The sequence below is a fragment of the Parvibacter caecicola genome (assembly GCF_003725335.1).
Lineage (GTDB): Bacteria > Actinomycetota > Coriobacteriia > Coriobacteriales > Eggerthellaceae > Parvibacter > Parvibacter caecicola.
Map to the genome: position 1 here is coordinate 24,575 of NZ_QIBY01000006.1, position 15,519 is coordinate 40,093.

General features: G+C 63.2%; 13 protein-coding genes. 3 read left to right on the forward strand and 10 right to left on the reverse strand.

Features of this window, described 5'->3' with window-relative positions:
* Positions 1 to 246: 246 nt before the first annotated feature.
* The 6 genes from DMP11_RS05050 to DMP11_RS05075 all read right to left on the reverse strand — a co-directional run bounded on the left by DMP11_RS05050 (position 247) and on the right by DMP11_RS05075 (position 6,555).
* Positions 247 to 1,542, reverse strand: coding sequence for a hypothetical protein (locus DMP11_RS05050; RefSeq protein WP_123185425.1), 1,296 nt, complete (start codon positions 1,540 to 1,542; stop codon positions 247 to 249).
* Positions 1,520 to 2,137 carry an RNA polymerase sigma factor gene (locus DMP11_RS05055; protein WP_123185426.1) on the reverse strand — a complete coding sequence of 206 codons (618 nt, stop codon included), beginning with the start codon at positions 2,135 to 2,137 and terminating at the stop codon, positions 1,520 to 1,522. The genes DMP11_RS05050 and DMP11_RS05055 overlap by 23 nt, the downstream gene beginning before the upstream one ends.
* Before the next feature lie 513 nt (positions 2,138 to 2,650).
* Complete coding sequence (locus DMP11_RS05060) at positions 2,651 to 3,295, reverse strand: hypothetical protein (RefSeq protein ID WP_123185427.1); 645 nt, start codon at positions 3,293 to 3,295, stop codon at positions 2,651 to 2,653.
* A gap of 15 nt (positions 3,296 to 3,310) precedes the next feature.
* Positions 3,311 to 4,180 carry a phosphoribosylaminoimidazolesuccinocarboxamide synthase gene (locus tag DMP11_RS05065; RefSeq protein ID WP_123185428.1) on the reverse strand — a complete coding sequence of 290 codons (870 nt, stop codon included), beginning with the start codon at positions 4,178 to 4,180 and terminating at the stop codon, positions 3,311 to 3,313.
* 140 nt (positions 4,181 to 4,320) lie between these two features.
* Positions 4,321 to 5,817: a sensor histidine kinase gene (locus DMP11_RS05070; RefSeq protein WP_123185429.1), complete on the reverse strand. Its 1,497-nt coding sequence runs from the start codon at positions 5,815 to 5,817 to the stop codon at positions 4,321 to 4,323.
* Between the two features lie 27 nt (positions 5,818 to 5,844).
* The gene (locus DMP11_RS05075) at positions 5,845 to 6,555 is read right to left on the reverse strand and encodes a response regulator (RefSeq protein ID WP_123185430.1); all 711 of its coding nucleotides are present in this window, start codon (positions 6,553 to 6,555) and stop codon (positions 5,845 to 5,847) included.
* Between the two features lie 153 nt (positions 6,556 to 6,708).
* Between DMP11_RS05075 and DMP11_RS05080 the strand changes: the two genes are divergently transcribed.
* Positions 6,709 to 8,304: a Tat pathway signal protein gene (locus DMP11_RS05080; protein WP_148041089.1), complete on the forward strand. Its 1,596-nt coding sequence runs from the start codon at positions 6,709 to 6,711 to the stop codon at positions 8,302 to 8,304.
* 111 nt (positions 8,305 to 8,415) lie between these two features.
* On the forward strand, positions 8,416 to 9,765 hold the full coding sequence (gene purB, locus DMP11_RS05085; RefSeq protein WP_123185432.1) for an adenylosuccinate lyase: 1,350 nt from the start codon (positions 8,416 to 8,418) through the stop codon (positions 9,763 to 9,765).
* Between the two features lie 706 nt (positions 9,766 to 10,471).
* Here purB and DMP11_RS05090 read toward each other — a convergent pair.
* The 3 genes from DMP11_RS05090 to DMP11_RS05100 all read right to left on the reverse strand — a co-directional run bounded on the left by DMP11_RS05090 (position 10,472) and on the right by DMP11_RS05100 (position 12,919).
* Positions 10,472 to 11,248, reverse strand: a complete 777-nt coding sequence (locus DMP11_RS05090) for a CMP-2-keto-3-deoxyoctulosonic acid synthetase (RefSeq protein ID WP_183621490.1) — start codon at positions 11,246 to 11,248, stop codon at positions 10,472 to 10,474.
* Between the two features lie 320 nt (positions 11,249 to 11,568).
* Positions 11,569 to 12,240: a potassium channel family protein gene (locus DMP11_RS05095; RefSeq protein WP_123185433.1), complete on the reverse strand. Its 672-nt coding sequence runs from the start codon at positions 12,238 to 12,240 to the stop codon at positions 11,569 to 11,571.
* A gap of 16 nt (positions 12,241 to 12,256) precedes the next feature.
* Positions 12,257 to 12,919 carry a potassium channel family protein gene (locus DMP11_RS05100; protein ID WP_123185484.1) on the reverse strand — a complete coding sequence of 221 codons (663 nt, stop codon included), beginning with the start codon at positions 12,917 to 12,919 and terminating at the stop codon, positions 12,257 to 12,259.
* 166 nt (positions 12,920 to 13,085) lie between these two features.
* On the opposite strand from DMP11_RS05100, the gene DMP11_RS05105 reads away from it, so the two are divergent.
* Positions 13,086 to 13,928 (forward strand): hemolysin family protein, encoded by an 843-nt coding sequence (locus tag DMP11_RS05105; protein WP_214647052.1) that lies wholly within the window; start codon positions 13,086 to 13,088, stop codon positions 13,926 to 13,928.
* On the opposite strand, the gene DMP11_RS05110 is transcribed toward DMP11_RS05105, so the two are convergent.
* The gene (locus DMP11_RS05110) at positions 13,925 to 15,508 is read right to left on the reverse strand and encodes an NRAMP family divalent metal transporter (protein ID WP_235869393.1); all 1,584 of its coding nucleotides are present in this window, start codon (positions 15,506 to 15,508) and stop codon (positions 13,925 to 13,927) included. The genes DMP11_RS05105 and DMP11_RS05110 overlap by 4 nt on opposite strands.
* Between the last annotated feature and the right edge of the window lie 11 nt (positions 15,509 to 15,519).

Below are 15,519 nucleotides of genomic sequence, written 5' to 3' on the forward strand. Positions count from 1 at the left end.
CCCATTACCCATTGGTGTTTGCATCCTCCCTCCAGGGCGGGCGCCCTCTTCCCCAACAAAAGACGTCAACGCCCGCCCTTTTCCGGGTTACAGGGTGCTGACAGGGGGACGGGGGTAATGTCATGCCGGTGCGTTGGCGCACCGGCATGACATTACCCCCGTCCCCCTGTCAGCACCCCCCCGTCACTCCAAGGCTCCGGGTTTGGTGCCCGGAGCCTTCCACGTTTTACCTCGTTAAACTATCTGCTACTGCAGCACTGCGGTTTTGCCATCATGCAAGGTCACTTCCACTGAAGCTACCGTCCCAGGATCAACCAAACGATTAAACGCCATGCCGCACTTAGTGCCGCTCCCCAGCATGTACATGATGTTTTCTAGGTTCTGGCCGCCATCGAGCACCACATAGCTGGACCCGTCCGTATACCTCACCTCGATGGAACTCACCAGTCCCAGCTCTGCGTACTCTTCATCAACGCCAAACACATCGGCGATGTCGAAGGTCAGGCCCAGAGGCGATAGGCTTGCTTCGGTGCCGTTTTGCGCCTTCAGGGTTGTACTCGGAACCACCGGGATGGCCGTCAGGTCAACGGTTTCCGTTTCCGCCGCGTCCACCATTTCCCTCATTGCGCCATCGTTCCAACCAACTTCCAACTTCAACTCAGTGTTTTCGGGGACGCCATCGGGGAACAGCAGGTACTCGTAGCAGTACAGCATGTCGGCCGTGCTGCGCTGCGGATCCACGTAGATGCTGCCGTAAATGGGGGCAAACACATCAGAGGCCTCAGCATCGGATGAAGCCGACTCCGCCGGCATCTCGCCTGGCTCTTCGCCACTGCCAGCCGCCGCGTTCTTCAACCACTCCGGCGCTTCGGCCGCGGTCATATATCGCCAGCGCATGCAGGCGCCTTCGGCGAATTGCGCCCCCTTCGTTACGTTGCTCCTCTCATCCCATACCAGCGTGGGATGCTCTGGGTCATCCTGCAGGGTATAGGCTACGATCATGGCGTTTTCCGAACGCACCACCGAGTTGATGGTCAGCGTGCGCGGCCCCGCCTGCACCACCTGCGGCGAATCCATCAGATAGTTGCCCAGCAGAGCTTCGGCAACCTGAGGATCAGTATCCACATATTCATGGGCGGGAATCGTAGCGGTGTGGGAAACGCCGTCGCCTTTCTCGTACTCGTAAGTCTGCATCGGAGTGCTGGTGCGCGCATCGGTGCCGAACAGCTGCCCGAACAACTCCTCGTGGTTGGCCGCCGCATAGGCACCCACCGGCAGGGCCACGCACAGCGCCACCACCGCAGCGGCAATCTTCCACGACAGGTTGCGCGCGGCATGGGGGCTGGCGGAGCGGCGGCGCCAGTGGCCTCGATCCTGGCTGTGCGCCGTCACCACAGCAGGTCGAGCGACAGGAGCCGCCTGTTCGCCGCGGGCCACCTCGGCAATCAGCGCCCGTTTGCGCATTTCGTATTTGGCGGAGAACTGATGCAGCTCGCCGCCTTCGTTTCTGCAATCATTGTTATCGGCAGTACAGGGGTTCATTGAACTCCCCTCCATTCCTCTTTCGACGGAGCAAATCAAGCCCTCGCTGTTGGCGTTTGCGCACATTGGCCTCGCTGATCCCCAAATGCTCGGCGGTCTCCCGCGTGGAGCGTTCTTCCACAAAGCGGTCTCTCAGCACTTCGCGATACGGGGCGGGAAGGGCGGCCAACATCTCATCCGCACTGGCATCAACGCCCTCTTCGGGGGCGCTCATCCCTGAGGCAGCACCTTCCTGGGAAGCGGCGGCGCACGCCGCGAACGCCTGTTCTTCCGGGCCATCCGCGCTAATGCCAACCCCGGCGGCCAACCCAACCGCATCGCCAGCAACCTGCACAAAGCGCTCGCGCTCCCAGGCGTTTTTCCGGTAAATGTCGATGGCGCATTGGCGCGCCATGGTGGTCATAAGGTTTTTGGCGTGGGCGGAGTCGGGGTCGCAGGGCACCCCTTGGCGCCGCACCACCCGCTCGAACGCGGTCATTACCGCATCTTCGGCTTGCCCTTCGTCTTTCAGCACCGCGAAGGCAATGCGATACATCTGCTGCTCGTACAGGGCAAACAGGCGCTCTATGGCGTTCAGCGGATTGTAATCAGACAAGGACTCACCTCCTTTTCTGTCAGTTTAACTTCTTGCAGCTGCGTGAACGTTCATCTCATATAACGTTCAGAAGCGCTAAAACGTGACAAAGGGAACGGGAAAGTCCCGCGCCAGGAGCGAGGGCGAGGAGGCGATACCCCACGTATCGGGCGTGACGGGGGGCTTACGGGGGATTCGCGAATGGGTTTCTGCTGGCTGTTGCGGCGTTTGACGAAAGCCAGGGCCGCTATAGTAAAAGCGCCTTCCCACCAGAAGGTGCCGCACAGGGTGGCCAGCAAGCAGCCGCCCGACTAACAGCGGCGGACGAGAGCACGACGGAAGCGCCCACGGAAACTCGCAAATGCGGCACGAGGCCAAGACCCCTGAGCGACTTCACCAAGCCCTGCCCTCGAAGGCTGTCGAGCGATTGCGTTCCGCCCGCAATCCTTCTTGAAAAAAGGCTCCCCTATCTCACCGATAGGGGAGCCTTTTAGGTCATGACAGGGGACGGGGATAACGTCATGCGCCGGGGCCCTACGATTCGGCGCCCTCTTCTTTTGCGGCTTCGTCGGCGGGCTTGGCCTTGCGCAAGCCGCTGAACAGGGTCTTCTTCGCTGGTTTCTCGGCTTCGGCAGCTTCCTCAGCCGCCTCCTGCCCCTTGGGGGCCTCGGCCTTCTTGCCTTGCGCGGCCGCCTTGCCGGCTTCCGCCTTCGCCTTTTTCTTCTGCTTCTCCTCCAGCGCCACCATGCGCGCCTGGTAAGCGGCGCGCTCCTTCTTAATCTTGGAGAAGTCGATGTAGAAGGCCAGGATGATGAGGGCGTAGGCGCCAATCAGAATGCCGAAGGCCAGCCAAACCGGCATGTAGCTTTGGAACACGAACGACACGATGGTGCACACCGCCGCGCCGATGAGGCACAGCCACCAACTGCGGCGCAGCTTTTTGTAGCGCTCGGTGTCGGGCTTGTAGTATTTGGCGTCTAGCTCGCGCTGCTTGGCCGCCTCTTCCTTGCGGCGGGCCTTCTCCTCGGCCTTCTTCTGCTGCGGCGTTTTCTTCGCCGACTCGATGCGCACACTGGCGGCGGCCTTCGCCTTGGGCTTGGCGCTGGCGGCGCTCTTGCGCGTTTTGCCAGTGCGGTCCTCGGCGGTGTAGCGCTCGTTCATGGGGTTGCGTTGGCTCATGGGTGCGTTCCTTCTCTACGCCAGCGGTTTGCCGGTGATCAGCTCGTAGGCCTGCAGATATTTGGCGGAAGTGTTGTCGATGACCTCCTGCGGCAGCCGCGGCGGGGCGCCGGTGCGGTCCCAGTTGGCGTTCAGCCAGTCGCGCACGTACTGCTTGTCGAAGCTGGGCTGGTCCTTCCCCTCGGCGTACTCGTCGCCCGGCCAGAAACGGGAGCTGTCGGGGGTGAGTACCTCGTCGGCCAGGATGATGTTGCCGTCAATCACGCCGAACTCGAACTTGGTGTCGGCGATGATCACGCCGCACTCGGCCGCGTGGTCGCGGGCGGTGGTGTACACCTTCAGCGCCAGGTCGCGCAGGGCGGCGGCGCCCTCGTCGCCGATGATTTCGGCGCAGCGTTCAAACGAGATGTTCTCGTCGTGGTCGCCAATCTCGGCTTTGGTGGAAGGGGTGAAGATGGGCTCGGGCAGCTTCGACGAATTCACCAGGCCCTCCGGCAGCTGAATGCCGCACACGGTGCCTTCCCGCTGGTACTCCTTCAGGCCGCTGCCGGCCAGGTAGCCGCGCACGATGCACTCCACCGGGAACATGTCCGCCTTCTTCACCAGCATGAAGCGGCCATCCAGGTAGTCGGCGTAGGGCTTGAACTGCTCGGGCAGGTCGGCCACGTCGGCGCTAATCAGGTGGTTGTCAATCACGTCGGACAGCAGGTCCAGCCAAAACAGCGACAACTGGGTGAGCACCTTGCCCTTGTGGGGAATTTCGTCTTCCAAAATGTAGTCGAAGGCGGAAATGCGGTCGGTAGCCACCAGCAGCAGCTTGTCGCCCAGGTCGTAAATGTCGCGCACTTTGCCCTGCGCGTCGGGGGTGATGTCAATTCCAGCCATGGCTTTCCTCTCTGAAGAGCCGCCTGCGGCGGCGCAATCGCATAGCGGCTATTATGGCACAGAACGCCCCCGTCAGCCCCGATTTCCCGCTAGAGGCCACAAGGCGCCGCCCCCTCGCCATCGCAGCGCGCAGCGGCGGTTTAGCGACGGGGCTTCTTGGGCGGCTTCTGGGGTTTTTGGGGCTTTTGGCCGTTGCGCCCCAGGCCCACGGCGGGCCAGCCGGGCTTTTCCTCGGCGTACAACGGCAGATAGATGGTGAAGCAAGCGCCTTTGCCCTTTTCGCCTTCCACCTTCACCCAGCCGCCGTGGCGATCCACAATTTCCTTCACCACGGCAAGCCCCACGCCCAGGCCGCCCACGTCGCGGTTGCGGCCGGCGTCGGCGCGCCAGAACCGGCTGAACACCATCTTCGCCTCTTCCGGCGAAAGCCCGATGCCGGTGTCCTTCACGGCGATGGAGGCCATGAGGTCCCCTTTGCCCACGGTCACGTCGATGCGGCCGCCCTCTTTGGTGTAGCGCACCGCGTTGGAGATGAGGTTGGCGGTGGCCTGGCGAATCATGTCGGGGTCGCCCAGCACGAACACATCGTCGTCAGCGTGGTAGTTCAGGGTGAGGCCGGAGTCGGCCACGAACATCTCGTGGGTGGCCACGATACCGGCGATCAGCTGCCCCACATTCACCTTTTCTTCCTTCATGGGGGTGGAGCGGTTTTCCAGCCGCGACAGTTTCAGCAGCGCGTCCACCAGCCGCCCCAGCCGCTGCACCTCGGAATTCACCGTGTTCAGCCGCTCTTCGTCCGGCTCGTACACGCCGTCGATCATCGCTTCCACGGTGGCCTGGATGGCCATCAGCGGCGTGCGCAGCTCGTGGGCCACGTCGGTGGTCAGGCGTCGTTCCAGCTCGCGGTCTTTCTCCACCGCTTCCGCCATTTCGTCGAACGTCTCGCCCAGGCGAGAAATCTCGTCCTCGCCCCGCAGCCCCGTGCGGGCGGAAAGGTCGCCTTCGGTGATGGCGGTGGCTGTTTTCGACATGCGATTGATGGGGCGCACCAGCCCGCGCGCGAACAAAAAGCCGATGCAGGAGGCCAGCAGGATGGCCACCAGCGCGGCGATTAGCATGGCCTGGTAGGAGTTTTGGCGAAACACCTGGTCGGGCTGGCGCATCAGCGTTTCCGAGCCGTACACCCAAATGCGCACCGACCCCACCGTTTTACCCTCGCTGATGATGGGGGCCGTGGCCACCCGCGAGGGGTCCAGCGGCTCCAGCGACTGGTACCAGCGCCGCCCCCCCAGCACCTCCTCCACCACGGCGGACGAGTCGTACACCGTCTGGTTCTGGGCGTCCACCACGCGCACGGCAACGCCGCTGGTCATCTCGGAGGCCTGCACCGCCGGCGAAATGGTGGCGGGATCGTCCAGGCTTTCCGTTTTCGCGTAGCTTTGGCCAATACGGCGGGCAGTGGTTTCCGCCAGCGTATTCATGTTTTCAGTGGTGTAGGTTTTGAAGTGCTCTTCCCACACAAACGAAACCACCCCCATAGCCACCAGCGCGGTCATGGCGGCTATGAGGGCGAACATTACCGTGAGCCGGGTGGTGTAGGAAAACCCCGACCAGCGGAAACGCTTTTGTTCTTTCATGACGGCCTTAAGCGAGGGGCGGCGCGGCTAGTTGCCGTTTTTCGTGGGGTCCTCGAAGCGGTAGCCCACGCCGTGCACCGTGTGCAGCCACTTGGGGTTGCGCGGGTTGTCGCCAATTTTGGCGCGCAGGTTCTTCACGTGGGAATCGATGGTGCGCTCGTAGCCCTCGAAATCGTAGCCCAGCACCTTCTCCACCAGCTCCATGCGCGAGTACACGCGGCCGGGGTAGCGGGAAAGGGTGGTGAGCAGCTTGAATTCGCTGGCGGTAAGGTCGATCTCTTCGCCGTTCACCAGCACCTTGTGGCCGGAAACGTCGATGGTCAGCTCGCCGAATTCCAGCACCTCGCGCTGGGGCTCGGAGTCGGCGTGCACGCGGCGCAGCAAGGCGCGGGCGCGCGCCACCAGCTCGCGGGGACTGAAGGGCTTCACCAGGTAGTCGTCGGCGCCCAGCTCCAGGCCGATGATGCGGTCTTCCACTTCCCCCTTCGCGGTAAGCATGATGATGGGCACATCGGAAGTGTCGCGGATTACGCGGCACACGCGCTCGCCGGAAACATGGGGCAGCATGAGGTCCAGAATGATCAGGTCGAAGTGGTGCTTTTGGAATTCGTCGAGGGCATCCTGGCCATCGCCCACCGCCGTAACCCAGTAGTTCTCGCGCTCCAGGTAGGCGGTCACCGCGTCGCGGATGTTCTTTTCATCTTCCACAAGGAGGATACGACGGGTCTCGTTGCTCATAATGGCTCCCTCTTTTGGATGTACACGTTTGCCGAGGCAGAAAATATGCCTCCAGCAGGCCTAGGTTATATAACCTGTGAGGTAATTGGGGATTATTTTAGCAATTGCCCCCAAACCACTGCCAAGGCGTGCGGTAAATGACACAATACACCCATGCCAATCAGAAGAACCCCCAGCGGCAGCAGGGCATCGTCGGCCTCCGGGCCGGGCGCATCCCGCCAGCCCTCCGCGCCCCTGGGCACCCATAGTCATAGCAGCGGCGCGAAAAAGCCGCGCGTCGCACCTTCCCGCGCTTCCCATGTGTCCCGGGCGTCGCTTTCCCCTGCCGCCGTGAAGTCGGCCTGCCGTCGGCCTGCCGGGGTACGGGGCAGCTCGTCCGCCAACGCCGTGCATCGCCGCGACGGCGACGGCCTTTCCCTCAACTTGCCGGGCGGCGGCCAGGCTACCATCACCCGTCGCCAAATGGTGATGGGCGCCACCGCGGTGGCCGGGCTGGCGCTGCTGGGGTCGGGCGCCTACGCGGTAAGCGAGCTGCTGCCCGAAGCCCCTTCCGGCGTGCCGGTGCTGGAAGTGCCGGAAAGCGCCGTGTTCACCTCCGACGGGCTTGACCAGATGGAGGGGGACTGCCCGCTGGGGCTGGCCACCACCATCAACCTGCCTTATGGCAGCCAGGTATACGCCAACGGCGACACCTACGGTGTGGCGCTGGTGCCTGGCGAAGAGGCTCGGCCGCTGAATTCCATCAGCCTTTTGGGGCTGGGCAACGGCACCGACAACACCGTGGTGGCCCATGCGGTGGGGCAAGACGACGGTTTCGAAATTTACGACGTGCGCGGCTGCGACCAGGGCATTGTGTGGGCCGAGGCCAACATCTTGCGCGATACCTGGCGCATCTACACCGCCACGCTGATCGACGGCGCTTTGGGCGAGCCGGCCCTTGCCCAGGAGGGCGACGAGGCCTGGGAAATGCCCGCGCTGGCCGCCGCCGGCAGCTGCGGCTGGTGGCAGCGGGTGCCGCGCAAAAACGGCGCTGCTCGCACACAGCCTTCCCAGCTGTGCCGCGTCATGTTCGGCACCGATGACGCCGAGGTGGTGTACGAAGCCAAAGGCCGGCCGGCCACCGCCCCGTACGGCGGCGGCTCCTATGTGGTCACCACCCCGCGCGCCGACACGAGCGGCGTGCGATACCAGCTCACCTGCCTCGATGCCAACAGCGGCGAGGTGCTGGACACCCTCATTTTGCCGTCCTCCATGTCGCCGCTGGAAACCTCCTACGGCCCCAACGGGTTCTCGTTCGCCTTCGACGGCATCTACTCGTTTGGGGACGGCATCTCCAACCTGGGCACCTACTACCCCATGGAGGCGCCGGAAGGCACGGCGCAGGTGGGGGCCGCGCGCGTGGAGGGGGAAACCCAGCGCGCCGCCACTATCGTGCCCGCTTCTTCCGCCGAGGTGAATGCCCAGCGTTACAGCAGCGCGCCGTGGTTCCGCTTCGCCCGCGCCCCCGTCAGCGCTCCCGCCTGGTGCGGTGGCTGGACCATGGTGAAAAGCACCGCTGCGGTACTGGCGGTAGATTTGCCCAACAAGCGCTACTACGCGCTGGAAACCAAACCCGGCAGCGATACCTACGGCGATTTCCTAGCCTCCACCGGCATCAACCAGAAAGTGGTCACGTTCTCCAACATCGACCACACCGACATAGAAGGCGAAAACGAGCGCACCTGTCTCGTCCGCGTGTGGAGCGCCTAACCAGCTGAACCCGGCGGCGCATCGCGCAACACCGATGCGTGGGGGCGCGGGGGCGGCGCGCGTGGTAACCTCTGCCGTGAAGGTTTTTCGTTCGGAAAGGAACCGCGGAAGATGATCGGTCGCTACACCCGTCCCGAGATGGGGCGCATCTGGGAGCTGGAAAACAAGTTCGCCATCTGGAAGGAAATCGAAGTGCTTGCCTGCGAGGCGCAAGCGCAGCTGGGCCAGGCGGGCATCACCGCCGAAGAGGCGCAGTGGATTCGCGACCACGCCAGTTTCACCGTGGAGCGCATCGACGAGATTGAGAAGGTGACCAACCACGATGTGATTGCCTTCACCACCTGCATGGCCGAGTACATCGACGCCGACATCCCTGAGGGTGCCGAAAAGCCCAGCCGCTGGGTGCATTACGGTATGACCTCTTCCGACCTGGGCGACACCGCCCTTTCCTACCAAATCACCCAAGCCTGCGACATCATCATCGCCGACATCAAGCAGCTGGGAGAAACCTGCAAGCGCCGCGCCTTCGAGTTCCAGAACACCCTGTGCGTGGGGCGCACCCACGGCATCCACGCCGAGCCCATGACCTTCGGCATGAAGTTCGGCAGCTGGGCCTGGGCCCTGAAGCGCGCCCTCGACCGCATGGAGCAGGCGCGCGCTGTGGCCGCTACCGGCGCCATCTCCGGCGCGGTGGGCACCTACTCTTCCATCGACCCGTTTGTGGAACAGTACGTGTGCGAGAAGATGGGCCTTACCCCCGACCCGCTGTCCACCCAAGTGCTGGCCCGCGACCGTCACGCCCAGGTGATGGCGGCGCTGGCGGTTACGGCATCCACTCTGGAATCCATCGCTATGCAGGTGCGCCTGCTGCAGCAATCCGACGTCATTGAAGCGGAAGAGCCCTTCACCAAGGGGCAAAAGGGCAGCTCGGCCATGCCCCACAAGCGCAACCCCATCACCGCCGAGCGGGTGTGCGGCCTGGCGCGCGTGGTGAAGAGCAACGCCCAGGTGGCCTTCGATGACGTGGCCCTGTGGTACGAACGCGACATCTCCCACTCCGGCGCCGAGCGCGTGGCACTGGCGGACAGTTTCATCGCGCTGGACTACATGTTCGGCAAAATGCAGTGGATGCTGGACGGCCTGCAAACTTACCCGGCGAAGATGGAGCACAACCTGTGGCGCACCAAGGGGCTCATCTTCAGCAGCAAGGTGCTGCTGGCGCTGGTGGACGCGGGCATTTCCCGTGAAGACGCCTACGTGATTGTGCAGCGCAACGCCATGAAGGTGTGGGAAGACATCCAGAACGCTGTGGACGGCTCCACTTATCGCCAGCGGCTGGAGGCGGACGAAGAGGCCATGGCCCTGCTCACCGCCGAGAAGCTGGATGAGATTTTCGATCCCTGGGATTTCCTCACCCGCAAAGACGTAGTGTTCGACCGCCTGGAGAACCTGGAGTTCTAGCCGCGCAACGTGTCAAGGGGACGTTCACTTTCGTCACATCACCCGTAGGGCAGAGATTCTATCTCTGCCTTTTTCGTTTCCGGAGCAGGGGGAAGGGCGGGGGCAGCTTTCTGGAGGGTGGGCCGACCTGGCAGGCCTGCGCTCGACGCTCCGTACGAGGGGAACTAACTCGACCTGCGGTCGAGTGGATTTCCCCTCTACTCCGCTTGGCCGGACCTCGCTCCGACCCGCCGGGTCGGCCCAGCCAAGATGCATCGCGGGTCCGGCTATGACATTATCCCCGTCCCCTGTCACGTTCCCGGTCGAATTCGTAGGGCAGAGATTCTATCTCTGCCTAAACGGACGGCCCTTTTGCGGTCGCAACCCAGGCAGACATAGAATGTCTGCCCTACGAGACCAAGCACAAACGCCCCAAGCATCCAACGCCATCTTTGTCCCCTGCCCCACGAAAAACGCGCACCAGCCCTAACGCCATTCCCTTCCCCTGTCACAAAGAGAGCAAGCGCCCCGAAAATCTGACATTACCCCCGTCCCCCTGTCATGTCAGGTCCACCAAGGTAGCTGAAAGTTTCCCAGGTACTCCAGATTGGCTTGAAGGGCGGCTGAGCGCACTTGGGTGCGCGAAGGAAAGCCCTGAAGGCCAAGATGGGGTGCATGGGGAAGTTTCAGCGGACGAGTGAGTGTGTCGTTCGTCCGAACGACACACCTAAATAAGCTTCATCTGGGAAAGCGTGTTGTTGTACCAGTGATCCGTGAAGGGCGGGCAATACTTGCCGGCAAAGCTGTAGCTGATGGTAAAGCCGTAGCCATTGGCCAGGCCGCGCACGTGCGAGTAGATGGCGTCGGTCCAGTTGCCCCACGAGCTGCTGCCCCAGCCCCACGCGTTATGGGGAAGGAAGCACACCTTGCCGTTGCCGCTTTCGGTGTTGGAAATGGCGGGGGACCAGCGGGGGTCCACGCCGTACTCCCACGCAGCGGCGGCGAACGTTTCGCCATAACCGGCCAAGGCGGTGCCGGACAGGTAATCGTCAATGCGGCTGCCCCACTCCTCAATAAAGGCATCGCGGCCGATGGAGAAATCCACATCGCCGGCGGGCAGGCTGCCAAATTGGTTCAGGTATTTGCTGCGGGCATCGTTGGCCCGCTGGATGGCCTCGGCCTCGGCAGCCGCGGCCGCTTCCTCGGCGGCAATACGGGCGGCCTCTTCCTCCTGGGCAATTTCCTCGTAACCGGCAGACATGTCGCGCACGATAACCTCGGGGGAGGACTCGGAAGCCACCGCCATGGTGGCGTTAGAGGAAGCCTCTTGCATCTCGAAGGAGCCACTGGTTTCGTCGATGCCGAAGAAACCGGCGCCCTGGGTGTTGGCAGCGCCAGCGAAACCGATAAAGGTGGAAAGCCCCACAGCGGCCAGCACCAAAGCCACCACTACGGCAAACAGCCGCAGCGCGAGGGGCGTTCTATGCTGGGTACGTGAAACCACGCCTGTACTTCCTTTACCGTACGGTAAAGCGTCGATGCAGCGTGGTGTGAATAAGTAGGGTGTGCTTGCAAACGCTTTGTTTGGGCGCGCCCATCAGCAGCGACGCGCTTGTTTGAGTTCGTATATTTTAGCGGTCTTCGGCCTCCAATGGGACTAGATTTGGCAACAATTTCCCGGATTTGAAACCGTTACCATTTGCCCTCCATTGCCCCAGTTCACAGCCGTATTTAGAGCCTACTCCAACCACCGCTCGCCCCACTGTCGCAGCCCCTCGCGGCCACCGGCGCCCCCGCGGCGCCAACGGCCCCGGCGCGCCTGCGCTACAGGTTGCGAAACACCGCCCGCACGTCGTCCAGCACGTCGTTGTCGGCAATCACAATCACCTTGTCGCCGGGGTAGGCCAGGGTGTCCTCCCCCACCACTTCCACGTCGTCGGTGCTGGCCACCGCCGCAAGAATGGCCCCTTCCGGCACGGGGATGGAAGCCACGTGCACCCCCTCGTCGTCGCTGTGATGGCGCCGATGGGGCACCACCACCTCGGAAAGCGACACGTTGCCATGGGTAAGCGACGTCACCACGCTCACCGATCCCAACATGGCCTCTTCCTCGATCAGGTTGGCAATCAGCGTGGTGGAAGACACGCACTCGATGCCCACCTCGCGGAAAATGCGCAGGTTCTTGGGGTTGTTCACGCGGGCGATGCAGCGGTTCACCCGAAACACCCGCTGGGCAATTTCGCAAGAAACCAGGTTGTTGTCGTCTTTGCCGGTAGTGGCCACGAACACGTCCGCCTGACGAATGCCGGCGTCTTCCTGGAAGCGCGAGTCGCAGCCGTCGCCGTGAATCACCAGGTAACGGCCTTCCAACTGCATGGACAAGCGGTCGGCAGTTTTCAAATCCTGCTCGATCACCGCCACCTCGTTGTCGCCCTTCAGCAGCACTTGCGCCAGGTAGGCGCCCACTTTTCCGCCGCCGGCAATAACAATGTTCATCGCTTCCCCTTACCTTCTAATCCTGGATGAACCGGGAAAACTGCGGCAGCAGGTCGTGGCGCACGCAGGCCAGCACCAGATCGCCGTTGTACAAAATGGAATCCGGCGCTGGAATGGAGCTGGCGCTGCCGTCGCTGCGCTCGAAGGCGATGATGCGCACCTCGTGGTCGCGCTCCATTTCCGACACGCGGATGGAGCGCTTGTTCTCGCGGCACGATAGGTCCAGCGAAAACCGCATCACCTCGAATTCGCCGAATGTGTCCAGGTGAGAGCCGTGCCCCGACACAATTTTGGAGAACACGTCCTCGGCCACCAGCGAAGTGCCGCACACGTAATCCAGCCCCAGCTGCATGTAGGCGCGCTCGTGGTCGGGGTTGTACAGGCGGGCGATGGCGCGGGGCACGTCGTAGAGCCGCGTGGCCACCTCGGCGCACATGAGGTTGGCGTTGTCCGACTGGGTTACCGCCGCCAACACGTCGCAGTCCTCGATGCCGGCGCGAATGAGGGTTTCCTCGTCGTAGCCGATGCCCTGGATGGTGGAGCCGTTGAACGAACGCCCCAGGTTAGAGAACGCATCGGCGTTCATATCGATCACGCACACATTGCCGCCGGTGTCGGAAAGCATGTTGGCCAGCTGCGAACCCACGCGGCCGCAGCCCACCACTATGACGTTGCTCATGAAAGCATCCTTCGCTCTTCGCTCGGTGTTTCCGCCGCCCCGCAGAGCAAACGGTTTCGCAGCAGTCATCATAGCGGTTTTGCGGGCGCTGCCCCGCGGGAACTCCCCCAGGGCGCAAAACGGCTATACTGATGCGATGCGTGAAACCAGAGCAGAAAAGGCGGTCATGGACAAACCCAAGCCGGCAACGGCAGAAACCCCCGAAGACAAAGACAAATCCCGCGGCTTTTTGGACTTCCTGCGCCCCGTGCGCCGCGATGCCCCTTCCGAGGAGGAACTGCTGGATTTGATGGACGAAAACGCCGAAATCCAGGAAGACGAGAAGCGCATGATCCGCGACATCCTGGGGCTGGCCGACATGGCAGTTCGGGAAATCATGACGCCCCGCGTGGACATGATGCTGGTGGAAGACTGCGAAAGCTGCCTGGTGGCGCTGGAGCGCATGCGCGGCACCGGCTATTCGCGGCTGCCGGTGTACCACGACGACATTGACGGCATCGTGGGCATCGTGCACTACAAAGACCTCATCGGCCCCCTGATGGACGGCCGCACCGACGAGCCGGTTACCAAGTACATGTACGATGCGCTGTTCGTGCCGGAAACCAAAGACGTGGTGCCCCTGCTGGGGGAAATGCAGGAGCAGCGGCAGCAAATGGCCATCGTGGTGGACGAGTACGGCGGCACCGACGGCCTGATAACGGTGGAAGACATCGTTGAGGAAATCGTGGGCGAAATCATGGACGAAACCGACGCCGACGACGAGATGATCACCCTGGTGGAAGCCGGCGTGTGGCGGGCCGACGGGCGCATCTCCACCGACGACGCCATCGAGCTGGGCTGGCCCGTCACCGATTCCGACGATTACGAAACCATCGCCGGCTGGCTGCTGGCCACGCTGGACTACGTGCCCAAACCCGGCGACGAGCTGGAAATCGGCGGCTACCAGTTCCGCATCGAGCGCATGCGTCGGCGGCGCATCTCCACCGTCCGCGTGCAGAAGCTGGCCTAAGCCAGGCCCATCAGCTGCATGATGAATAGCGCCACCGTAAGCACGGCCACCACGCCGACGGTGGCCCACAGCAGCACCTTCGCCACGCGGCCGCTGCGATAGCCGCCCATCACCCGCTTGTCGGCGGCGATGATGGCCATGAACGCCAGCAGCACCGGCAAAATGACGCCGTTCACAAACTGCGCCGTCAGCATCATGGCCAGCAAATCCACCCCCGGCATCAGCACCACTACCGCCGAGAACACGATGACGAAGGTGAACAGGCCCTTGAAGGTGGGGGCCTCGCGCCATTTCAGCGACACGCCCGCCTCCCAGCCGAAGGCCTCGCAAATCACAAACGCAGTGGTGAGCGGCAGCACGCAGGCGGCCAGGAAGCTGGCGGCCACCAGCCCCACCGCGAACAGCACCTTCGCGTAGGGCCCGGCGAAGGGGGCCAGCGCGGCGGCGGCATCGGCGGCGCTTTCGATGGCAATGCCCTGGGGAAACAGCACCGCCCCCGTGGTGACGATGATGAACCAGGCCACTAAGCAGGCGGCGATGGTGCCGGAAACCGAGTCCACCCGCTGCGAGAACAAGTCGTCGCTGGTGAGGCCCTTTTCCACCACGTTGCTTTGGGTGAAGAACATCATCCACGGGGCGATGGTGGTGCCGATCATGGCGATGACCAGCGAAATGAAGCTGGCTTGCCCCACAAACTGCGGCACCACTGTGTGCTCAAGCGCGCTGGGCCAATCCGGCTGCGCCATGAAGGCGGCCACAATATAAGTGATGAACACCAGCGAAAGCCCCAGGAACACCTTCTGCACCCGCCGGTAACTGCCCCCCACCACCAAAAGCCACACGGCTACGGTGGCCAGCGGCACCGAAATGTACTTCGACACGCCGAACATCTCCATGCCCGACGCGATGCCGGCAAACTCCGAGAACGTGGTGCACACGTTGCCGATGAGCAGCGCCAACATGGCCAGCGCCGTGAGGCGGATGCCAAACCGCTCGCGGATGAGAGCGGCGAAGCCCTTGCCGGTGACGGCCCCCATGCGCCCCGCGGTGGTTTCCACCACAATCAGCAGCACGCACATGATGGGAATCACCCACAGCGTGGCGAAACCGAATTGCGCGCCGGCGGTGGAGTAGGTGGAGATGCCGCCGGCGTCGTTGCCGGCCATGGCGGTGACGATGCCAGGGCCCATGGCCGCCAGCACCAGCAGCATCTTGGAAGGCTTGCGCTGGCGCACCTCTTCCTCGCGGGTGTCCTCCCGCTCCATTTCCCGCAGCTCCGCCTGCACGTGGTCGTTGGAAAGGCCGTTGGTGGCGAAGCCCCCTTTGCCCTTCAGGGTTTCGGCAGCCGCCACGGCACCGGCGGGCGGAACCGCCTCCGCCGCCACAGCGCCTTCCCCGCGGCCGCGGCCGAAACCCAGCCCGCGCTTCTTCGCGGCGCTTCCCTCCACTTTTTCCAGCACCTTCGAGCCGGGCACCGGGCGCTTGCCCGTCATGCCCCGTACCGGCAGCCCCCGGCTTTTGCCCCGGGCGCGCGCCACCTGCATGTTCTTGTTGTTCTTGTTGCTCTTATCTGCGGCCATGGCGCACCTCA